General features: G+C 39.5%; 13 protein-coding genes and 2 pseudogenes. 6 read left to right on the top strand and 9 right to left on the bottom strand.

Annotation, left to right across the window (positions count from 1 at the left end; genetic code table 11):
• Positions 1 to 125 precede the first annotated feature (125 nt).
• From ACFFAP_RS07890 to ACFFAP_RS07900, 3 genes are all read right to left on the bottom strand, one after another.
• Positions 126 to 635, bottom strand: coding sequence for a transposase (locus tag ACFFAP_RS07890; RefSeq protein WP_375510702.1), 510 nt, complete (start codon positions 633 to 635; stop codon positions 126 to 128).
• A complete protein-coding gene (locus tag ACFFAP_RS07895) occupies positions 598 to 948 on the bottom strand; it encodes a transposase (protein ID WP_375510731.1) in 351 nt (116 codons plus the stop codon). The genes ACFFAP_RS07890 and ACFFAP_RS07895 overlap by 38 nt, the downstream gene beginning before the upstream one ends.
• Before the next feature lie 934 nt (positions 949 to 1,882).
• Complete coding sequence (locus ACFFAP_RS07900; RefSeq protein ID WP_375510703.1) at positions 1,883 to 2,173, bottom strand: hypothetical protein; 291 nt, start codon at positions 2,171 to 2,173, stop codon at positions 1,883 to 1,885.
• A 314-nt stretch (positions 2,174 to 2,487) separates the two neighbouring features.
• Between ACFFAP_RS07900 and ACFFAP_RS07905 the strand changes: the two genes are divergently transcribed.
• Positions 2,488 to 3,684 carry a transposase gene (locus ACFFAP_RS07905; RefSeq protein ID WP_375510704.1) on the top strand — a complete coding sequence of 399 codons (1,197 nt, stop codon included), beginning with the start codon at positions 2,488 to 2,490 and terminating at the stop codon, positions 3,682 to 3,684.
• 42 nt (positions 3,685 to 3,726) lie between these two features.
• The gene (locus ACFFAP_RS07910; protein WP_375510705.1) at positions 3,727 to 6,234 is read left to right on the top strand and encodes a filamentous hemagglutinin N-terminal domain-containing protein; all 2,508 of its coding nucleotides are present in this window, start codon (positions 3,727 to 3,729) and stop codon (positions 6,232 to 6,234) included.
• A 126-nt stretch (positions 6,235 to 6,360) separates the two neighbouring features.
• On the opposite strand, the gene ACFFAP_RS07915 is transcribed toward ACFFAP_RS07910, so the two are convergent.
• The 5 genes from ACFFAP_RS07915 to ACFFAP_RS07935 all read right to left on the bottom strand — a co-directional run bounded on the left by ACFFAP_RS07915 (position 6,361) and on the right by ACFFAP_RS07935 (position 14,807).
• Positions 6,361 to 9,003, bottom strand: coding sequence for a CHAT domain-containing protein (locus tag ACFFAP_RS07915; RefSeq protein WP_375510706.1), 2,643 nt, complete (start codon positions 9,001 to 9,003; stop codon positions 6,361 to 6,363).
• Positions 9,004 to 9,076: 73 nt separating this feature from the next.
• Positions 9,077 to 9,874: a DUF928 domain-containing protein gene (locus ACFFAP_RS07920; RefSeq protein WP_375510707.1), complete on the bottom strand. Its 798-nt coding sequence runs from the start codon at positions 9,872 to 9,874 to the stop codon at positions 9,077 to 9,079.
• 913 nt (positions 9,875 to 10,787) lie between these two features.
• A complete protein-coding gene (locus ACFFAP_RS07925) occupies positions 10,788 to 13,160 on the bottom strand; it encodes a CHASE2 domain-containing protein (RefSeq protein WP_375510708.1) in 2,373 nt (790 codons plus the stop codon).
• 26 nt (positions 13,161 to 13,186) lie between these two features.
• A complete protein-coding gene (locus tag ACFFAP_RS07930) occupies positions 13,187 to 14,146 on the bottom strand; it encodes a DUF1822 family protein (protein WP_375510709.1) in 960 nt (319 codons plus the stop codon).
• 7 nt (positions 14,147 to 14,153) lie between these two features.
• Positions 14,154 to 14,807, bottom strand: a complete 654-nt coding sequence (locus ACFFAP_RS07935; protein WP_375510710.1) for a sigma-70 family RNA polymerase sigma factor — start codon at positions 14,805 to 14,807, stop codon at positions 14,154 to 14,156.
• A gap of 1,184 nt (positions 14,808 to 15,991) precedes the next feature.
• On the opposite strand from ACFFAP_RS07935, the gene ACFFAP_RS07940 reads away from it, so the two are divergent.
• From ACFFAP_RS07940 to ACFFAP_RS07950, 3 genes and pseudogenes are all read left to right on the top strand, one after another.
• Positions 15,992 to 17,218, top strand: a complete 1,227-nt coding sequence (locus ACFFAP_RS07940) for a hypothetical protein (RefSeq protein ID WP_375510711.1) — start codon at positions 15,992 to 15,994, stop codon at positions 17,216 to 17,218.
• A 3-nt stretch (positions 17,219 to 17,221) separates the two neighbouring features.
• The gene (locus ACFFAP_RS07945; RefSeq protein WP_375510712.1) at positions 17,222 to 19,195 is read left to right on the top strand and encodes a tetratricopeptide repeat protein; all 1,974 of its coding nucleotides are present in this window, start codon (positions 17,222 to 17,224) and stop codon (positions 19,193 to 19,195) included.
• Positions 19,196 to 19,481: 286 nt separating this feature from the next.
• A pseudogene (locus tag ACFFAP_RS07950) lies at positions 19,482 to 20,349 on the top strand (IS5 family transposase).
• Positions 20,350 to 20,397: 48 nt separating this feature from the next.
• Here ACFFAP_RS07950 and ACFFAP_RS07955 read toward each other — a convergent pair.
• Positions 20,398 to 21,507, bottom strand: a pseudogene (locus tag ACFFAP_RS07955) (IS630 family transposase).
• Positions 21,508 to 22,056: 549 nt separating this feature from the next.
• Here ACFFAP_RS07955 and ACFFAP_RS07960 point away from each other — a divergent pair.
• Entirely contained in the window at positions 22,057 to 22,248 is a 192-nt protein-coding gene (locus tag ACFFAP_RS07960) for a hypothetical protein (protein ID WP_375510713.1), read from the top strand.
• Positions 22,249 to 22,392: the final 144 nt, after the last annotated feature.

The following is a 22,392-nucleotide window of genomic DNA, read 5'->3' on the forward strand; positions in this document are numbered from 1 at the left end:
TTAGTGAAGATATTTTATTTTTTTATTAGATAAGAGGTACTCTGATGGCAAGCATCATGATTTCTGATTTGGATACTGCTGATTCCAAACTTTTTTCTGGTTCGGATTCGGAAAGCTATTTGAACCTATCCCACTAATAATATTTTGTTAATCCAGATGTGGATTGTAGCAAGGTCAATGAATGCGTCAAAGTAAACTTTTTGACGTTCCCATCTGACGACGAGACGGCGGTATTTTCGCTGATACCAAGCAAAACACCGCTCTTGCTGAAATCTAGGAACAGAGATTTTGATTGGTCTTCCTCTGTTTTTCTTGGTTTTCCAAACTCGTTTTGGGATTTGAGGACGAATACCTCGTTTACGTAAGTCAGCGCGTTTTTGCTTTGAGTCGTAACCTTTGTCAGCAGCCAGCACCTTGATTCGCTTGCGTGGTCTGCCGCGCCTCAAAGTTTTTAATTTTACCTTGTCAAGCAAAGGTAACACTTGTTCTCTTTCATTACCGTTAGCGGGAGTAGTAGAGTTGGCTAAGGGCATTCCATTACCCTCAGTAAGAGTGTGAATTAGAATACCTTTGCCTTTGCCGCCATAAGCAACCTCTTCACCACCACCCTTTCCAGGGGGAAAAAGACCCGTCAACCGCGCCAAACTCCCAGTTTATTAGTCCTTTTTCATCTGCGATCGCTAAGACACGCGCTTGTAAATGCTCTAATGTTCCGTCTTCACGCCACCGCTTTAACCATCGATGGGAAGAGCTTTTTGATGCCCATCTATCCCCCTGTGGTAGATCACACCATCGACACCCAGTAATCAAAATATACAGCAGACTATTTAATACATAGCGATATGGAGCATGAGGCATTCCTTTGCCAGGCTTTTCTGGCTCCTTGGGAAACATATCCTCAAATAACTTCCATTCCAGGTCGCTCAATCCTTCAAAACGTCCGGCCATCACACCATACGCTCAACTCCATTGAGAAGTAGATTACCACATTCTTGCATTAGTGGGATAGGTTCGATAGTTGCAAGGTCAAATTTGCGACCTGTAAGAAGGGAAAAACTGAATCGAGCGGTGAATTCGGGGGAGAATCCGGGTTTTGATTTCTTGAAGGAGTGCTGGAATGATGATCCAGCACTTGTGATAGTGATCAAGAAGTTGCTGGCGAAGTTTCCGCAGTGGGGGATTGCGATTGTGGATAGGGTGTTGGTGAAGTGGGATGAGTAGCGGACTCGCCTAACATGGCAATGCAACAGCGCAATCGTCTATTTGAAGGAGGGTTTACGAACGAGTGAAGGGATAAAGTCACCAGAAGCTATATTTGATTTCTAGCAGTTTGCCTCGATGAAAAGAAGCCAGAAACAGCAGACGCGAAATCTGATGTGATTGTTTGGATCAAGTAAGCAAAGGGGCAGAGAATTGCGATGTTACAGGGAGTAGTTTATACACTGGAGAGCGAGGCTGTGGAAACTGGGGAGATGATGCGGCGGTATCCCATCAGGAATGAGTAGCGTAAGGAGCCAATTTTTCGACTGTAGATAGAACCGATATTTGACTAACTAGATACTTATCTTCATCTTGTCCAACTATAGCTTCTTTTTTGTCAAAAATATAAAGTTATGTAACAAAATTACAAATTGGCGAAAATTTTGATTTTGAAATTGATAACACTATAGAGTCAAAAACTAAGACAAACAGTGGTAGCTCTCTAGTAGTCTGTTGTAGTATATCTAGTGTGACAAAATTAGTACTCTAGTGATACTTTGACTTAAATGTATTTTATTTACCCGTATCTGAGTTATGTATAAAATTTCAAACTGGAAGTCGATGGTAGTGCAGTTTTTATGTATACTTTTCATTATTCTTCCCTCCACAGGAGGTGACATTTTTACACAAAAGTATGGTGAACTTTATTTTGAATGCCATCCAGTAACGATTGACTCAGAAGTATCAGCACAAAAATCGGATGAACTACCACAATATCTACCGGGTGAACCAGTAAATATACGAATATTGTATAGCCGAACTCATACGCCCCAACCAGCAGGGAAGCCCTCAACTGATCAGGATCAACCAATAGAAAAACCACCAGGGCTTGATCTACCCAATTAGGATCAACCACCAGAAAAACCACTAGGGCTTGACCTATCCCATCCGGACCAAGCAGAAGGAAAATCATCTAGCGACTCTTATTCTGTAACAAAAAAAGCGAGCTAATACAGTAGCTATTGTATTAGCTAAGTTTACCCTCAGTACAGCAACTAGAGCAAATTGATTTCATCCCAAGATAACATCCTAAACTATGTACAATTCAAAATTAGTAACGGTAACCGCTACAAATACTAAGTAGTATCTTTCATTGCTCCTGAGCAAAAGATAGTGCATGGTCTTAAATCAATACTCCGGACAATTTTTAGTTGACGGAATAGACAAGAAAGCTATCGAACCATTAAGGTGCTGATTAGAAAAAACTTGCACCGACTCGATAGCCATATGGAAATTGTACAAAGCGTACTGACCAAAATGGGGATTTTCCACAAACCGCAGATAAAAGCATTGACAACTCTGTTTGCCACGATTCTAATTGCCTGTGGCAAAGTAAACTTTACCAACTTGAGTCGTTACAGCCAACGAACAGAGAGAAGTTATCGCCGACAGTTTAAAAAACAGTTTGATTTCGCTCAGTTCAACGCGGAACTAATCAAAGCAGCAACATCGGAAAATCACTCAATGATTGCCGTGATGGATTGTTCATTCATTGCCAAAAGTGGGAAAAAAACCTTTGGACTCGACAAATTTTATCATGGCAGTCATAGTCGAGTTGAGAGAGGATTAGAAGTGTCCTTAGTGGCGGTAGTAGATGTAGAAACAGAAGTAGGCTATGGTCTGCTTGCAGAACAAACCTTTGACCAAGACTTCTGCCCAGAACTGACGCGGATGGACTACTATCTCCACCATCTGGAAATTACTCAACCTCAATTACCTGTGCAAATTCGTTATCTTGCGGTTGATGGAGCCTATGCCAAGGAGCCATTTGTCACTGGAGTCATCGCCCTGAATTTGAATGTTATCAGTAAACTGCGCCGAGACGCGAATCTGCAATATGTGTTCGAGGGTGAGCAGAAAGCGCGGGGAGCTAAACGCAAATACGATGGCAAAGTTAATTTAGCCGACCCTACTCGCTTGACAATGGTTAGCGAACTACAATCAGGAGTTGAACTTCATACAGCAGTTGTGTGGCACGTTTCATTAAAACGTAAGATCCGTCTGGCTTATTTACTCGACCACCGTAACCCTAGCAAACCGAGTTACTCCGTTCTATTCTCAACAGATATCAACCAATCAGCAGACGAGATTTATCGTTTCTATAAGCTGCGCTTTCAAATCGAATTTATCTTCCGTGATGCTAAACAGTTTACCGGACTGAGTGATTGCCAAGCCCGTGATGTCAAAAAGCTTGACTTTCATTTTAATGCCAGTTTCGCTGCTCTCAATCTTGCCAAGCTCGATGCTCATCAGCACCAGTTGGGTCAAAAACCCTTTGTCTTTTCAATGGCAAGTATCAAGCGACGCGCACTCAATGACCATTTGCTCGACACTTTTATTTCAAAGTTAGGACTCTGTGAGACTGTAATTAAATCCCATCCTAACTATCAAAACCTACGCTCTTATGGCGTTATTGCTGCTTAATTTTGTCCGAAGTATTGTTAAATAAGAGTTACATTTAATCAGATGACTCCAAACTGGAAATATTGCTCTTGGCAACGAGGGCTAGCAATTTCTTTAGCTTTCCTTGGGGGATCGGTTCTTCAGGGAAACTATTTTGCTAATTCTGCCTTTGCTCAAAGTGCCATCACTGCTGATGACACTCTAGGCTCTGAAGGTTCTTATATAGATAAAACAAAACCTAAACTTTTTAATGATCCAGATGATTTAATTGATGTGGTAAAAGGTGGGGCAACTCGTGGCAACAATTTATTCCACAGTTTTAAAGAATTCAGCATTAATGAAGGACGACAAGCTTATTTTCTAAGTCCCAGTAGTGATATTCAGAACATTCTTGTAAGAGTGACGGGTAGTAACCCTTCTAAGATTCTGGGTATTCTTGGCACTTACCAATTGAGCAACGGTACTTTAGCTACTTCTAACGCTAATTTGTTTCTGATTAATCCTAATGGAATTGTTTTTGGTTCCAAGGCACGTTTGGATATTGGTGGCTCATTTGTTGGTAGTACAGCTAGCGCAATCAAATTTAAGGATGGGACTTTTTTTAATACAACTAGCCTTGGAGCAAAACCTTTATTAACGGTGAGTGTACCTATAGGACTACAAATTGGTAGGACTGTAGGAGAAATTAAGGCAGTAGGAGAAATTAAGACACAAAAAAATTTCCTAGCAGTACAACCTGGTAAAACCCTGGCGTTAGTAGGCGGTAACATCACCTTAGATAATGCGTTTTTACAAGCAGAAAGTGGTCAGATTGCTTTAGGAGGGATACTTGGTGAAGGAATAATAGAACTGAACATTGATAGCAATGAGCGAACCTTAAGCTTTCCTAACGACGTTACGCTAGCAGATATATCACTGAGCAATGGGGCTATAGTCAATGTTAGTGAATATCAAGACGAAGATACAGTCAATGATAAGGGTAGTGGTTATATACAGCTAGAAGGCAGGAACATCACGCTCACTAATGGGTCACAAGTTTTCGCAGACAACCAATGGAGCCAAAACGGTAGAGGAATTTCTGTTCAAGCTAAACAGTTAACTCTTCGAGATGGATCGCAAATAAGTGCTGCAACTTATCGTTCAGGTAACGGGGGAAGTCTAACGGTAAGAGCAACCGACTCTGTGCAAGTAATTGGAACTGATGCATCTAATAACCCCAGTGGTTTGCTTACTACCACCTTTGGTGACGGCACAGCAGGCAACTTAACCATTGAAACAGGAAAATTAATTGTTGCCGATGGGGGAAATGTAGCAGCTAGTGCTGAAAAAGGTAGCGAGGGTCGCGGGGGTATTTTGAAAGTGACTGCCTCAGATTTTATAAAACTTAGCGGAACTTCATTGGTTGGAGATCCTAGCGGTTTGTTTGCTCAGGCTTTAGGCAATGGAGATGCTGGCTTTGTGACAATTGACACAAAGCAATTGATTGCTCAAGATGGAGCGCAAGTAGTAAGTGGTACTGGTGATAAAAGCCAGGGTAACGGAGGCGTTCTAACTGTATTTGCCTCTGACTTTGTAGAGCTAAGTGGAAAAGCATCTAATACGGAAAATACCAGTGGCTTGTTTGCTCGAAGTCGAGGTACTGGAAATGCAGGTTCTATATCAATTAGTACAAGGCAATTGATTATACGAGATCAGGCACAAGTAACAGTAAGCAGTATAGTGCCAGGTGCAGGAACCGCAGGCTCATTAATAGTTGATGCTAATTCTATTTATCTCAACAACGCTGCGAAAATCACTGCTGACACTACAGGAGGTGGAGGTGATATCTTCCTGCGATCGCCTTTATTATTACTACGTAATCAAAGCTCTATCACTACCAATGCCAAAGGCTCTGGTATTCCTGGCGGCAACATCGAAATTGATGCCACAGATGGCTTTATCATTGCAGTACCTAAAGAAAATAGTGATATCAGTGCCAATTCTATTGACTTTCGTGGTGGAAAAGTCCAAATTAGCGCTCAAGGAATCTTTGGAATTCAGCGTCGAAATACACCAACTCCAGAAAGCGACATCACTGCTACTGGAGCAAGCCCTGAGTTTAGTGGCTCAGTAGAACTCAACACACCTGGCGTTGACCCCAACAGTGGCTTAGTTGAGTTACCCACAATCGGTGTCGAAACTGAAGTAGCGCAAGTCTGCGATAGTCCAGGTTATGCTCAAAGCAGTTTTGTGATCACTGGAAGTGGCGGTTTACCTCCTAATCCTACCAAAGATATTCTCCCGAATGACGCAGTGAATGTGGGTTGGGTGTCGCTCAAACCAGGTGGCGAAGCCTCTGGTAGAGAAGGCTTGTCTGCAATACGCTACGCGAACGCCAACGATGGGCTACGCCGAAGCAATAATCCACCTACGGCTACTAAGGCAATAACAACTACACCAGAACCTATTGTAGAAGCAAGTGGATGGTTAATAAACAAAAAGGGAGAGGTAGTACTTACAGCTAATGTACCTACTGGTAGTCATGGTTCGTGGCAGAAAAACGTACCTTGCAGCGTAACTCATGCTCATTAGTATAATGGGTGTCAACTCCAATTCGCAATTCGCAATTAAGACGGGTTTAGGGGTCTTAAAACCCGCTACTCTTTCTCTGTCCTGAAAGAGCAGGGCTTTTCGCAAATTTTAGTAATTGTGTATAGATCAAAGCCAATTTCCTACTAAGACATAAGGTGCCCAAAAATAAGGGCTTTTTTGTTTAGCGAATACAGTTAATTGAGCGCGTTGGAGTGCCTGGGCTTTACTGATCCCAGTATTTAAATTTCGATAAAACTCGCTCATAAGTTTAGCAGTCCATTGGTCGTCCACTGACCATAAACTTGCTAAGGTACTGCGTGCGCCGGCTCGTACAGCTATGCCAGCTAATCCCAAAGCAGCTCGCCGATCGCCAACAGCAGTTTTGCAAGCGCTTAAAACAAGTAACTCGATATTACCAGACCTCTTCCTATCACCAACTCGTAATAAACTATCAAATTGCTTAACTTTTAGCAGCTTATCCCAGGTGAGAAGAAAAGTCCTTTCCGGATCGGAACTAAACTCACCGTGGGTTGCTAAGTGAATTATAGAAAAAGGAGTTGCAAGCAATTCTTTTTGGAGGTTACTATCGAGAAACCGTTGATTTAGCAGTTCTTCACTTTGAGGAATCTCAGTTTGAATTTCTTTAAGTTCTCCCGCTACATTTTTCAAGGCAGAGAATTTTTGACCTTCTATGAAACGTGCTTCTCCTAGTCCGGCAATTAAAGCATTTAAGTGGACTTTTTGCAAAGGTTTAGGATTAAACAATTGTAAACCAGGAGTTAAAGCGATCGCATATTTCTGCATGAGATATTGATTTTGCTGTTGGTCGTAAAGAACCCCCATCGGAATATTTCTTAATTCCCCATCAAGAACGAAAACTAAAGTAGTAATACCACTTTGAGATAATTCTTTTTCGGCTGGTCGAATTAACCAGTCATATATTTTTTGGGACTGTTGTTTGACTTCATAAGTGGCAGCAACATCTGTTAAGGATTGCCGTAGTAAAGTAACAGTACTCTCTACTTGTTCTTGAGAAATGTTAGTGGTATAATGCTGCAATTGTTGATTAGGCAAGGTAAGGATAACATCGAAACGGTCTTTTAAAATAACTGAATAGATAACTGCTGCCTTTTTATCCTGCTCCACCACTTTGTCAATCTCTACAAGTGGTTCTAAACAAGGTGAACGAAAAAAGTTGTTCAGTTCTGCAAGCTGGAGTGACTCAATTACCTGACGTGCCTGTTTAAGATTGTATTGACTAATTTCTTCATCCCCTTGTATATTCTCTGTTTGCAACTGTAACTCAACAAACTCCCGATAAATAGGTTCTACACTTTCCTGAAAAGAAAACTGAACATCTAAATTAGTAGCAACCAAATTCCCACGTAGAGATTCTAAAGTTTTGTAAGCTGTATCGTATACTTTGAGGGCAGCTTTGATATTTCCTTGTTGCTTTAGTAAACGCCCCTGCTGCCATTGCCATTGATAAAGAATGTCTGATGCATCAATAGTTTGAGCAATGAATAAGGCTTTTTCAGTTAGCTCTAAAGCATCAGCTAACTGGTTATTCTTTTCATACAAGCGACCTAAAGTTCCAAGAGCATAAGATTGGGCTTGCTGGTCTTTTAAGTTTTGTGCCTGCTCTATCGCGGTAGACAAGAGTTGGGCAATATTTAAATTTGAGAAAATAGGTGTATTACTTTTCTCTATTAAGTTCATTAAGATGGAGGCGAATTGAATTCGAGCATATACTGAGTTTCGGCTAGGAACCAATTTATTAATTTCAGTGAGAATTTGGTCAGATAAAGGTAAAGCATCTTTAAACGTATTTGTAGCTTCTTTTGTAGAGAAAAATTCTAAAAGGAGGCTAAGTTGATTTAGCTGTGCTTGAACACGCGTAGTAGCTAGTGCGTTTCTAGTCGCTTGCTGATAAAAGTCGAAAGCAGCTTGAAATTCTTTTTGAGCAAGGTCTGAATTCCCTACCTGATGTTGAGTTTTCCCTTTAGCAAAGGCTGTATTACCTAAACTCAGGAACGTATCACTTATAGCTGTTGGAGATTGCAGTTGCTTCGCTAAAGTTAAACTTTGCTCTAAAACTGTTCGAGATGCATTGAAATCACCAATAACTCGTAGGACATTGCCAAGGCTATTTAACCCAGCAACTTTGAGCGATGAATCTGCAAGAGTAGTAAGGGTTTGTTGAACTTCAGTTAAAGTTTTTTGTGCTTGGCGATAAAGCCCTAAAGCCTGCATAGCAATAGCCGAGTTAATCCGGTTACGAGTTAGTGTCGCCCGATCGCCTAACTGCTGATATATATCAGCAGCTTTTCGCCAAGTGGACAAGGCGATTTCAGTTTGTCCGATTGCTAATTGTAATTTCCCTTGTACATCTAAAGCTTGGGCGATAATCGCATCACAGTCTTTTGAGCTATCTAAATTGTTTAACAGATTGAGACTTTGGGTAATTGCAAGTTCTGCTTGTGTTTGTTCGCCAAGCTGTTGATAAATTAAGGCAAGATTGCTTAATACTATAGCTTGATTAAGTTTATCTCCTGTTTTGTGAAAGCCAACAGCAGCTTGTGACAAAACCTGAAGTGCTTCAGTAAATAAACCTGCTTCATAGAAAGCTTTACCCTGTTCTACTAAGCTTTGAACCAGGGCAGGTGAGTTTTGAATCTGAGTTTGGGGAATATTTAGGCTAATATGAGAAAAAGTTGCCAAAGCAGGTGAACTAAAAATGCACACTATGGCTGTGACTACTAGCAACAAGAAAAACTTCCCGAATCTCAAACCAGATTGTAGCATACACAATAATACTGTTAATTTTGCAATAATTTTTATACTACTTTGATTCCGTGATGGCTTTTTCGTCACTTTTAATTTCTAGAATCGGTGCTGTTGCAAGTTCTGCCAAACCGATATTTTTTAACAAAAGTGTCCAATCCTCTGTAAAAAGGTGTGAGTTGGGATTAGAACGACGCAGGGTAGCTAAATTAGTTAAAGCATCTTGCCAAATTTGATTAAGAGCATAGGTAGCATATTCTTTTGATTGTGTCCTTTTCAACTGACTTTCAAGATCAGAATTTAACGGCAGACGCTGTATCCATGCTTTCACATAAAAATACTCTGACATTTGCTGGGGATTGCCGCAGAAAACTTTAAAATACCACTGATAGTTTTTGTTTATTTTGAGAACGGAGTGGGAATTGTGTGGTAAATTAATACCGAGAATACTAGCTTTTTGTGGTAATGATATAGATGTCTTGTAGATGTTTTTATCATTTTCATCTTGAAGTATAAATTCTCCAAGAACAGCATTTTTGGGTAATTCCGGTACATACACCCAAAAAGTTGGATATTCAGAAATTGTGAATGTCAAAAAAGACTTCGATTCCTCTGCAATTTCTTCACCAGGAACTAAAGCAGTAATTGGCATGTTCAACGCAGTGCAACCATCACGGCTTGTACCCCCTTTACGCCGTCCAGTGGGTGCGCCGTTATCTGGAAATTTCGGACGTTGAGATTGGCTACGCATATTAACTTGGGGTTGGTTAATTGATTGAGCCAGCTTTGCTGAAACTGTTATGGGGTAGCTTACCAATCCCAGAAGTACTAAAGTCATAATGTAAGTGAGTTTCATCAAAAATATAGCCCTTTGACAAAAGGAATATAAACGTCATTGACAGAAAAGAAACTAACTTTAGCCTGACGTGATATCATGTGCGGTTAAAGACTTATCATTAAGACAGCAGAGGGGCAGAGGGGAAGGGTTTTTGGGTTTCTGCATAGATTCGGGAATTATAACTAATTGGCCGGACTTGATATGAGAATGATAAATGTGGAACATACTAAAATTTTATAAGCAGCGATGAAAGCAGGGCAAAAGCACGTAATTCTTTCAAACCTTAATGCTTAAGGATATTCATTTCAAATAGCCGAAACAATGGAATGCCCAGACTTTTGCTATTAAAGGGTAAAAACCCTTTAGATGCGTTGGCCGTGGCGATGAAAGATATTGCGGGAATTTACTAATCTTAACTACAGTAGAAAGATATAAGATTACGCAGTTTAAAAGCAGATAAATTAGTCTTGACAAAAATTTTGGTTTGTGGAGCAACGAATAATCAGAGTTTTTCGTTTAGTTTCTTTCTCAAGAATTAAAGCAATACTTAGACACTTACTTTCTAAAAAGATATTACCTGTCAAATTTACATTCACGCAGCACACAAATAATTCCGCCGAAAATATTATCGACAAGTAAGTATTATTGATAATCTTTTCAGCCTTATTTACACTCAGTTGTGATTTTTGAGCAGACGTGCTTACTCTATAAGGTTACGATAGATATAAACTATAAAATGCTTAATGTAATTGATACTTCAATACAGAATTTTCAGCCCAACAAACAATAGTAGATAATCTTTACTGAGTTGGTCAGAATAAATTATATACTTGTGTAAAATGTTGCATGGTGTTTTGATCAGCTTTTTAGCGTGTTAATACTGATATAATAACATTGTTAATTTAAATATATAAATAGTCGCTTAGGAAAGTTACCGATTAGGAACATCTCTAGATACAACCGCTACTTGTGTAGCTACTAATGCCAATGCTGCGGGGATAAGTGGTATCCACCCCGCTTGGGTAAAAATCCCAAAACATATACTAAACAATGACAATAGCATTATTATCCCAACTATCCCAAGACGCATAGGATGCCGAATATACCAGGCTAAAATTCCTCCCAATAACGACCATCCCCATACCCAGAGTGCTTCAACCCAAGTCGGCCACCACCAAAGCAGAGGTCGATGATCCAGAACGGCACTGAGGATCTGGCTGCTCAGATGAGCTTGCACAAACACCCCTGGTATCAGCTTTTGATTTGGCCCTGCTTTGGCACTATAAGGAGTTTTCCAATAATCAGTAGTTGTTGGAGCAGTAACACCAATCAAAATAATCCGCCCCTTCAACAACTCGCTTAATTCCGCATTAATTTTATTGTTAAGAACATCTCGAAGAGATACTTGTTGAGCAATGTTTTGAGGAGAAGAAAGCGAACGGTAATTCGCTAGCACTTGATAACCCAACGCATCTACTTGTTGATAACCGCTAGTATGAGATTTTAATTGCTTAAATACGACTTCGCCTATCTGCAAGTTACCTTGTGGGTTAATATATGACTTGATACCTTGAGCTTCCAAATAGTGAAGTGCAATTTGGAGGCTAAATGCATATTCTGCGGCACAAGGAGATGTTAAAGTCGGTGTTAAATGCAAAAGCTGACGACGGGCTATGTCATTATCATCTGCAACAAAATCACTAAAGCCTTGGCGTGATTCTGGAACTTCCGGCGGTCCAAGAGTGCCTGATGGCGCACCATCAAGAGGTGCAGAAACTTTGCATACGGCAAAAAGGCGTTTATCATTTTGTAGCCTAGTTGCTAAATCTGCACTATTGGAATCTACAGGGAAATCACGATAAATGTCTAAGCCGATAGTTCTTGGCTGATACTGATCTAGTTTTTTTAATAATTGTGCAAGTGCTTGGTCTGATAGCGACCATCGCATATTCATTTTCATGCGGTTCTGATACTGAATATCCGCTTCATCAATAGTGATGATCACAAAACGCGAATCTGGTTTTTCCTCTGGGCGTAGCCCCATCATCTGGTCGAAAGCTTTTAGTTCTGATGGCTGCAATAACCCAAGCGTTCGCGCCCCCATTACCAAACCAGTAATAACCAAACTTGATAACAGTACTACTTGAATACTACGCCAGCACAACTGCACAAGAGTTCCATATTTTTTGGCTTGAGGCTTGCTATTTTCTGTTTGGGGATTTATGAGAAAATCTTTCCAAGCTGGTGGCACTGCGGCGGGATTTTGACAAATTACAGGTAGGCAAACTGCACAAGGATATTTATCTTCAATGCCATGTAGCTTTTCCCTTGCTTCCCGTACTGCTAAGTACAGAGACTCGCCACTGGAAAACTTTTTGAGGAAGTTCTTTAAAAATTCTTGTGCCACCAAATCTTGTACTGGCTCCCGCATCACGATGATTTGTGGAATGTGCAAGTCTTCTAATTGGTGTGCTAATCCTAAGCCATCACAAGAATTGAAAATAGCTAACTGCAACCCCTTGCTCACAGCCTTCAATAGACCATATTTAAGCTGCTCAATTGTTAAGCAATCTGTTTGATTAATATAAATATTACCACTCTTACCATCCTCAAAACTCTCACTGTGACCGGCAAAAAATAAGATATCCCAGTCTTGTTCCCAAAGTTGTTCATTTAACTGGCTGCGCTGTGGTTCTACTAGAAAAGTTGTTTGTGCATCTGGTAACATCTCCAATAGCTCTCGATCCTTGTCAATCAAGATTCCTTCACTATTACCCAGAATTGCTAAAATTTTTACTTTCCCTCTAATAGTATTTGTCTTTGGTTTTGGCAGATATTCATACTCTGAGGCGCTTAAAGCAACTTCTGCTCTTGAGTAATCCTCAAAAAAATCCCATAACTGCCACGGAAGACGACGTAGCCAAGTATCATTAGTTTTGATTAGTACGCGGACTGTATCATCTAACGTTAGCTGTTTGAGTAATTTATCCTTCACTGGGCGAAAGGAATTACAGTTGAGCCAACTATTCATTTGCTCAGTTAACTTATTGTTTAACTTGCGACAGTTGTTAAGATGCTCATTAACAGAAGTTCCGACATGAATGTTCACCGGTGTAATGCGAAAATTTGCTAAACCGCGATAGGTTATTCGCCAAAGCTGATAATCTGCAATCATCTCTGGCTTTGAAGGCAGATAACCTTGAACTTCTATACTGGGGCGATCGCCTTCTGCCCCAATCTCCAGTGTGACTTTTACTCCCTGACTCAAATCACCATCTAGCTTCAAAACAACCAACTTCTGCATGGCTAGCAATAGATAACCCTATGTGCTTAAATAACAAACTTCTCAGTGATATTAATCTCTCCCAATTCCAAGTTAACGCAAAAACGCTCTCCGATTTCAACATTCAACTCTAGTGTTACATGAGTACTGCCACGAATAGCACGCGTTTCCATTACAGTAGTGCCTTTCTCATTTAGCACTTTCACAATCAGATTGTTGGGTAAGTAGTCCTGCTCACCAGATGGATACATTTGCAATTTCAATTGAATTTCTACGGAATTTTTGGGTGTGAGTGTAACAACTAATGCCAGCGATTGCCCGGGAAGTTCTATTCCCATGTCAATCAGCTTACCCCGCGTCACTCCATTTTGATAACGAAAAGCTAATTGTGGTGTTTTTGGCGTTAGAATTTCTGATATCGGCTGCCAACTTGCATCAATTAGATTTTGCAACCAATAGCTCAACTTGACTTCCGTCGCCTTACTTTCAAGTGAATCAAGATATGCAAGTAAGTCCTCAATAGTCTCTAGCTCGTTAAATAAAAGTTCACCAGCTTTTACTGTTTTAGCGAACCCGATTAAAGTTGCAATTTGATGTTCTATATCTAGCTCAACTACAATTACGCCGATTCTGTCATCCGGGACTTCTGGTGGAATATAGCAGAGATTACCAGAAGCTAAGAGGCGACATTCTAAGTGACCCAATCCATTCAACTTCAGGTCTGCCACATCTGCATAATAACGCATGGCATAATTCCAACTATCGCTGGTTCTTGGGTCTGTGGGAATGTTCATCATTTCCATGTAATCATTTACTGCACATACAGCCAAGGTATTAAGATATACTTGCTTTTTCTTTTCTGGTGTCACCTGTTGATCAGCAAAAAAGCGTGCTGTCTGTAACGCTGCTTGAGTAATAGCCACCGGAATGGATTTTTCTTCTAAATTTTTAGTGCTATGAATCATAAGTTTCCTTCCATTTTCTAAATAACCTTCTACAATAGACATCTCTGCTTTAATGCCCAATTTCGTGATACCCTTGCCTGAGAGCAAAATTTCGTAAGCGGGGTAAGCATTCACGTTTATAGAAATTGGGTGCAGTTGATGGGGGTAAGTTGAATTCCTTAGCGATGTTTTTCCAAGGAGTTTCTGGAGGCAAGCGTCGCAGGATTAATACTTGGCACGTTACGTCAGGTCGTCCTTTAACATGGGTGCTGGCTAAATCATTGTCTGGATCTGTCATAACCCATTGGTAAGTCTCTGATAAAATTGGTGGAATATCGGCTGCTGCTGGCAAGCTTTCTATTGTGTTAGTTATATTTTCAATTGACAAGCTAGATAGGGGAACAGTCTTAGCTTGAATTTCGGCTTCTTGAGAGCGAAAATCTTGCAGTCGCCACTTGAGACAATTGTCCAGCCAGGTGATTACACTACAACTGTTTGGGTTATACTGCTCTGGGTTTCGGCAGAAATATAACCAAGTTTGTTGCAGAGCATCATTATAGTAAGGTGTATTCTCTTTCCATAGCTTGCCCGATTTGCTCACAACTCTAACTATCTCACTAAGTTTTTGCCGCCGCATCAAACTCCTTGCTGGATACGAACAGGCTTCGGCAACCAGATGCTGGAGTTGTTGGTTTAGATTAATGATGGCGTGGACGTTTGTCATAGAAAATCTCCTGGTGAAATACTTGCAGAAGTAGTCACAAGATGCCTCTGACTGTTTAAATTTCTCATCAACGAATCCATAACTTGATGTTTAATACCTGGATTAGTAGAGCTTATTATCTAGTTATCAGACTCAAGTTCAAGTTTTTCGCGGAAATTCAGAAAAAATTTCGGACAAGTATTTTATAGAAATTTACTACTGTTGCATAGGCTTGACGTGCCTGTTGATAGTTTGTCTGGCTTTGCCCAGAGTCAGAAAATAAAGCCCAAAGGCAGAGTGACTTAGCTACTGCTCTCAACTTTGTAAGAGAATGCCACCCTTATCAAATATATTTTTGGCTCTTCCCAAAAAATGGTAGGCGTTCTGCCTTTCAAGTGAAACTCAAAGCGGCTTGTACTTTATTACGGGTTCGTGCCTTGCATCAACTTATAGTTGATTTTGGTTAAATTATGAACTTTTGTAATAATTTCAAATTTCTGCGAAAATTTTAAATTTTGGAATGATGTCACTACAGAGGCAAAAGGAGGTATATGAGAGGGAATAATTTAAAGCATAATCCCAGGCTAGGATGCAGACATGATATTCGATATTCCTCATAGCCGAATGGTACTCAACAAAAGTACTTACCAGGGCAAAGTCTAGTGATATAAGGTGTAGGCAAAAAACCATTAATTAGGAAAAAACAATGAAAACTGTAGAAGCTAGTCAACCTAAAACATTGAAGAAATTTGTGCTTCGTGAAGTTGAAACTTTGAAAACTACCGCAGCGGCTGCTTATTTCTGCTGGATATGCTGGAGTTGTTGGTAAGCTAAAACAATCAATGAACTATAAGACTCCAACTTGAATTTTGAAAGCATCCTGAGACTCAAAAGCTTGTTTTACAACGCTTAGAGGTCAAAATATTTTCAATAATCAAACAGGATTGTTATATTGAGTTTCAACTTGACATTGTAAATAGTTCATTGAGCTAGTTACACCTGAAATTAGTGGGGAATTGCAATCCCCACTAATTAATAAATATTTTTTATCTTATGCATTCCCCTTTAGGCGTTTCCATACGGGGATATGCAGAGGCGTAGAGAAAAAAAGAGTTGAAAATTAGGAGTTTTGTAACAACAAGTTTATTGATTGTAACTCCTGAATTCAGAATTATTATAATATTAAATTAGGAAGGGAACTTGACGTGACCAGATATCCTGCTGATGCTCTAGTTTCTATTTATCCATTTACTAGCCAACCTGAAGGAGATGAATTCATTATTGGTAGAGTAGATACTAATATTTTTCTAGCATTGCCTTCTGATGCAATAGAGTTACTGGACTATTTAGCTGCTGGCAAAACTATCGGACAGGCACAATGGCTTTATGAACAAAAATATAATGAACTACCAGATATTGAAGGTCTGCTAGAAGTTTTAGAAGAAAATGATTTGATTAATATTATATTTGCAAAACAAACAATTTTTACAACACATATTAAGCAACCAAACCAAATAAATCACTTTAATTGGATATCTCAATCTTTTGCCAAAATTTTTTTTAATAATTGGGTATTAATTGGTTGTGGATTAATTGTATCTTTAGCTTTAATTGCTGTTTGCTTGAAGCCAATAGTTATACCTAGTTATCAAGCTTTTATCTTTAATAAAAATGTCACAATAATGGCATTAATTTTAACTGTAATTAATGTTATTACAGTGTTTATGCATGAGATGGCTCATTTATTGGCTGCTAAAGCAGTCGGTGTTTCTTGTCAATTAAGACTTAGCAATCGCCTTTGGATACTCGTAGCAGAAACAGATATGACAGGGATATGGGGTGTTCCTCGAAATCAGCGATATTTACCTTTTATTGCAGGACCTTTACTAGATATTGTATCAGCTTCTATCTTGCTACTGGTTTTATTTGCCGAACAACAAAAATGGCTAGCGTTCGCTCCTATTATTTTACAATTAATGCAAGCGATCACTTTGAGTTATCTCCTAGCTATACTTTGGCAATGCTATTTCTTTGTTCGGACTGATTTTTATTACGTAATTGCAAACTTTTTTAGATGTAGAAGTCTGATGAAGGATACAAAGGTTTTCGTACAAAACCAAATATTGCGATTATTCAGACTTTCTCATACCACTGACCAATCATCTATTCCTAAAGGTGAGATGCGAGTGATTCGTTATTACGCTATTATCTACGTTCTCGGTCACATCGCTGCATTTTGGTCGCTGTTCTTCATCGGTGTTCCAACTATGTGGAATTATGCTTCCCTACTTTTAGGCACGTTGAGTGCAGGGTATGAATCTAATCCTTATGCCTTCAGCGATGCCTTAATAATGGGATTGCTGGCTTTTGGAATTCAAGGTATTGGTATTTTCCTTTGGATTAACAGTTTACGTCATACTAAAAGGAGATAAATTATGAAGTGCCACAATCCTCACGAAAAGACTATTTTACAACAGCCAGAAATTGGTAACGTAATTTTACTAGAGGCAGAATCAGGTAGTTCCAGGTTAGAAATTTTGCAGCAATGGTTACAGGTAGGTGAAGAAAATCAAGCCCCTACTTGGCTGCTATCATTTAATAGCCAAGAAGATGGATTATGGGCTGGATTAAATGAATGGCTAAATCAAATTTTACCAGATATTCAAGCAAAAGCACCACATTTAATTACTAAACATAGCTATGAATTAGCTATGATTTTGCCTGCTTTAAGGCGTAAAATATCGGTACGAAACCCGAATTTAACAGACAGTTCTATTGATGATGAAAGGGTACGTAATTATCCTTTAGATCGAGCTTATAGGATAGTACATGGTGTAATCGATTTACTTGATTCCTGGTATGATTACACTGATGGTTCTCCTTGGCTAATTGCTTGTAATGATTATGAGCAAGCAGGATTTTTGGTACGCCGCTTTTTTGCTGAACTGATTCGTCGTCGGGGACAAAAACTAAAGTTAAGTTTACTCTTCGCTACTGCTCCTAATACTGGTGAAACTGCGAGCGCTCACTTAAACCAGAAGTTTTTGGCACAAAAGATTAGTTTGCAATTAGCAGCAGAACCAGAAGTAGTAATTTCTCAAGAGAAAATGTCCCAACTGGCACAAAAGTTGGAAGAACAAATTGGGAGAGATGCTATTGAACTTGAAATTCACGGGCCACGGCTGGTTTCCTATTGGTTAAAAAGCGACCAACCTGAAAAAGCATTGATTTGGCAAGCAAGACTTTTAGGAATTTATAACCATCAAGGTTTTTATGAAGATGCATTAGTCTACTGTGAATCTGTCGCTACTCAACTTGACCATCTTTGTGGAACGGACAATAATATGCGATGGAATATGGTTGGGAATCTTTTTAATTGCTACGCAACAACAAAAAATATTGCCAAGGCATATCAAATAGTTCAAGAAGAAGCTCTCCTCAAACTTGATGCACCAGCACAGTTAGTTCGAGCTTATTACATAATGGCAATGTTCCATACTCGCTTTCTGCCGGAACACGACCACGCTTTAGCTGAAGATTATCTCAATCGCAGTCTGAGCATCTTAGCAGACCCAACTTCGGATATTCCAGCTGATGATAGACATTTTATGACAGCTTTCGATATGAACGGTTTAGCACTTGTTAAACACCGTCAAGGTCTTCCTCAAGAAGCGGTCGCACTTTGTAAGTCGGCAGTTGAAGAATTCAAAAATAATTTGAGTGAAGGGAAACATCGATTGCATCGCTCAGTTTTAGACTATAACATTGCTCAAGTATATGCAGCAATGGGTGAATTAGAAGAAGCTGTGATTTATTTTACTGCTGCGAACGCTGCCGATCCAAACTACTCAGAGTACTACAATGAACGCGGTAATATTTACCAACGCATGGGTCATTTAGAAAATGCTTTGCACGATTATCACCAGGCTATTGAGCTTAGTCCGCCATACTATGAAGTCTGGATGAATATGGGACATTGCTATTACTTAAAAGGTCTCCTGGAGGAAGCAATCAAAGCTTATTCAGTTGCTCTTGATTTACAGCCTACTCAGACTCCAGTATTGATTGGTCGCGCCCAAGCATTTGAAGCATGGGGACATCTAGAAGAAGCTTTATTAGATTATAATGCAGCACTTGATTTCAATTCACAGCAACCTTTATTATTAGCAAATCGGGCTACACTTCACTACGAACTCGGACAACTATCAGAAGCTTTGAGTGATTTATCAGCTGCGATCACTTTCTTACCAGACAATCCAGACTTCTATCAAAATCGGGCGATTGTATTAATTAGTTTAGGTCAGTCTGATGCTGCATCTGCCGACTTCCAGACTTATCTTCGGCTGAATCCCAACGCAACAGATCGTGCGGAAGTAGAAGAAAGTTTATCTAGTCTGAGCAAGGGATAACTATCAAATTCTTCTGGTGAAATTCAGAATATTATTTACTCAGAATTGACGGAGCGATATCGTAGACATCACTTCATAATATTACAAATACAATTATAAGTCTATGGGAACCCTGCAAGTTAAAATCTTCATCATTTTGCCTGGTTCAGAAGCTGACTTTTCTTGTTAAGTCTCAAAAGGGTTGCTCACAAAGGATTCTGGATAAAGCAAAGCATATACGGTACAGTAGACCTCTTGCAAAAGTCCCAAATGCGTGAGATAAGTAGGTTAGAGTTGGGTACCATTTATGACCTATGACCAGGTAAAGAGCCTAAAGCCGGAAGATTTTAAACGCTTGTGTGGTGTACACCCAGAGACTTTTAACCAGATGTTAGAAGTTGTGCGATAAGCCTAACAGCATGGCTTCGCTTACCGCAACAGCGAACAAAACAAAAAACAGCAGGACCAGGTAAACTCAGTTTGGAAGACCAATTGTTGATGACATTGGAATATTGGAGAGAATACCGCACATACTTTCATGTTGGTCAATCGTGGAGAGTAAACGAGTCTACAGCGTGAGCGTATTATCCGAAAAATAGAAGATACATTGACTAAATCCAGGACTTTCACTCTTCCAGGCAAGAAAAGACTGACAAATTCTGATTATCAGTTACAGATAGTGGTAATTGATGTTACTGAAAGCCCAATTGAACGTCCTAAAAAAATAAAAAAAGTTCTACAGTGGGAAAAATAAACAGCGTACATTGAAGTCCCAGGTAGTGGTAGATCAAGCGAATGGTTAAATCATCTGCACCGCTCATGGTAAAGGTAGAGAGCATGATTTTCGTATATTTAAAAACAGTAAATTTAGATTGAGCAAAGACATAGAATGCTTGGGAGATAAAGGTTATTAGGGTATTCATAAACTGCATGGGAAAAGTCGGATTCCTAAGAAAAAGCCCAGAGGAGGTAAGTTAACCTTTGAAGATAAAAAGAGTAACCAAAAATTAGCTAAAATCAGAATTTTAGGTAAGTATGTACATCTGTTGCTGAAGGTATTTAAAGTTTTGTCCCTTACTTATAGAAATCGTCGAAAAAGATTTGGTTTGAGGTTTAATCTGATTGCTGCTCTCTACAATTACGAGCTTCATCTCCCCCAAACCGAATTTGCCTGAGCAACTTTTGCAAAAGGTCTAGTAGTCTGCCAAGGGAACTTTGCTGAGTCATATAGTCGGGTATAATCGTTCCATCTTTCTACGTGCATCTGTAGTTTGAAAGCGCCAATAGACGCTAGTACATTGAAGATTACGTTGTTTCTCCCAAGTAGCAATTTCACTGGATAATGTTTGTATATCTGGGATTCGTCGCTTTAAACATTGACGAGATAAAACAGATAATTCAATCTCTACTTGATTTAACCAACTTGCATGTTTAGGGGTGTAGTGAAACTCTAATTTTTGTACAATTCGACGTGCTTCTTGAGGGGCAAAAACTTCATACAAGGCTGCTGGAGTATGAATGTTAAGGTTGTCTACTACCAAACGAATAAGATCAGCATCGCGGTGATAAATATCTACCAAATCTTTCATTTGTTTTGCAAAATCGTGCTTTGTACGCCGCTGTGTAACTTCGATATGTCGCCAGCCCGCTTGCATGTTGAAAATAAGCAAATAAATTAGCTGTACCGTTGCGTTTATACTCAAAATCATAACGTTCTGGTTGCTCCGGTTCTGCGGGTAATGGAAGTCTTACTTCTTCTACCAATTGATATGAACATTTATCAAAGCAGACTACTGGGCGTTTTGGATCATACGGTTCGTTGTATAAATCCAATACATCTTCCATCCGCAACACATACTCAGCATTTACTTCAGGAATACACCATTGTTCTTTCAACCACGGCTTGACATCGTTTTTTTAAGAGTCTGGCGAACTGTTTCGTCAGAAATCGAATCAACAATACCAACTTTTACCAAGTGATCTGCCAAAAGTTGCATTGTCCATCGTACCCGCCCAATTGGTGGAGCAGAACAAGCTGTTGCTATGAGAAATGCTTCTTCCTTTCCTTCAAGTTTACGAAGCTTTGGTGGATGAGGTTCATCAACAAGTGCGAAATCTAACCAACCAATGACAAATTTTTCTCGTGTCCGTTCCACTGTCGTAACATGGACTCGAACAATGGCAGTGATCGCTTAATCTGTTTCTCACTTCATTGCCATTAGAAGAATGTTTGCGCGGGTGATGGTTCTTGCCTTATGCTTACCTTTCTTAATTAGCGTTTGCAACTGAGAAATTTCATCTTCATTTAAATCCACAATGTACTTTTTTACCATGCTACTCCCTGATTTTTCAGTAGCTTATCAAAAACAGGAGTTACCAAGCAAAGTTGTCTTGCCATACTACTAGTGATGGCGTGTATGTTTATCATAAAGGATCTCCTGGTAAATACTTGCACAAGTAGTTTAGAGATCCCTGTGACTGTTTGAAGTCCCAATCAATAGAATCCATAATTTGATGTTTAATGCCTGGATAACTAGGGTGTACTATCTAGTTATCAAACTCAAATTCAAATTTTTCGCAGAATTTCTCAAAAAGCCTTATTAAATATATTTTTGGTGAACTCAACAATTAGTAGACGTGACCACAAGTATGATTACGTGAGTTACTTGCATTTTCTAGTTGATGTCAGATGAAATTTGAACTTTTGTAATAATCCGAAATTACCGCGAAAATCTTTAGTTTTATCCTGATGTCAGTATAGAGACAAAAAGTAAGTGGAAGGAGAAAATTCAAGTGTCTAATGCTAGACAACATAACTTGCCTTAAGTTTGTATTGAATTTAATCGCAACCTGCTCTAAAAAATACAACATGGAGAAACAGTATGCAATTTAAACAATTTGAACCAATAAATGTCGAAAAGCATGAGCATGAAATTGTTTCCGTAGACGGACATGAGGTCGAAAGCCTGGACATCCAAGCCCTAGATGTTCAAGAACTAGAACGTCGCTTAGAGCTAGCCACCGCTATTGCATATCCATCGGGATGGGTAATAGATGGACCAAACGGACCTTAGATAAGTTAGTTTTTTCAGAATTAGTATAGAGCAAACGGTGCATCTAATTGTTGCACCGTTCTAAGTATTAGACCCCGTGTGTTAATCTCCTGATAGAAATTAATCTGTTTCAACTTTAGGTTTATAAGAAAACTATTCAGTAAA

Origin of the sequence: uncultured Nostoc sp. (assembly GCF_964245575.1) — a bacterium.
Taxonomy (GTDB): Bacteria; Cyanobacteriota; Cyanobacteriia; order Cyanobacteriales; family Nostocaceae; genus Nostoc.

What these genes read in the sequence shown, in the direction of transcription:
- ACFFAP_RS07935 (WP_375510710.1), bottom strand. Translation starts at nt 14,807, where the DNA reads ATGACAAACGTCCACGCCATCATTAATCTAAACCAACAACTCCAGCAT.
- ACFFAP_RS07945 (WP_375510712.1), top strand. Translation starts at nt 17,222, where the DNA reads ATGAAGTGCCACAATCCTCACGAAAAGACTATTTTACAACAGCCAGAA.
- ACFFAP_RS07900 (WP_375510703.1), bottom strand. Translation starts at nt 2,173, where the DNA reads ATGATTTTCCTTCTGCTTGGTCCGGATGGGATAGGTCAAGCCCTAGTG.
- ACFFAP_RS07895 (WP_375510731.1), bottom strand. Translation starts at nt 948, where the DNA reads ATGGCCGGACGTTTTGAAGGATTGAGCGACCTGGAATGGAAGTTATTT.
- ACFFAP_RS07960 (WP_375510713.1), top strand. Translation starts at nt 22,057, where the DNA reads ATGCAATTTAAACAATTTGAACCAATAAATGTCGAAAAGCATGAGCAT.
- ACFFAP_RS07905 (WP_375510704.1), top strand. Translation starts at nt 2,488, where the DNA reads ATGGAAATTGTACAAAGCGTACTGACCAAAATGGGGATTTTCCACAAA.
- ACFFAP_RS07910 (WP_375510705.1), top strand. Translation starts at nt 3,727, where the DNA reads ATGACTCCAAACTGGAAATATTGCTCTTGGCAACGAGGGCTAGCAATT.
- ACFFAP_RS07920 (WP_375510707.1), bottom strand. Translation starts at nt 9,874, where the DNA reads ATGAAACTCACTTACATTATGACTTTAGTACTTCTGGGATTGGTAAGC.
- ACFFAP_RS07930 (WP_375510709.1), bottom strand. Translation starts at nt 14,146, where the DNA reads ATGTCTATTGTAGAAGGTTATTTAGAAAATGGAAGGAAACTTATGATT.
- ACFFAP_RS07925 (WP_375510708.1), bottom strand. Translation starts at nt 13,160, where the DNA reads ATGCAGAAGTTGGTTGTTTTGAAGCTAGATGGTGATTTGAGTCAGGGA.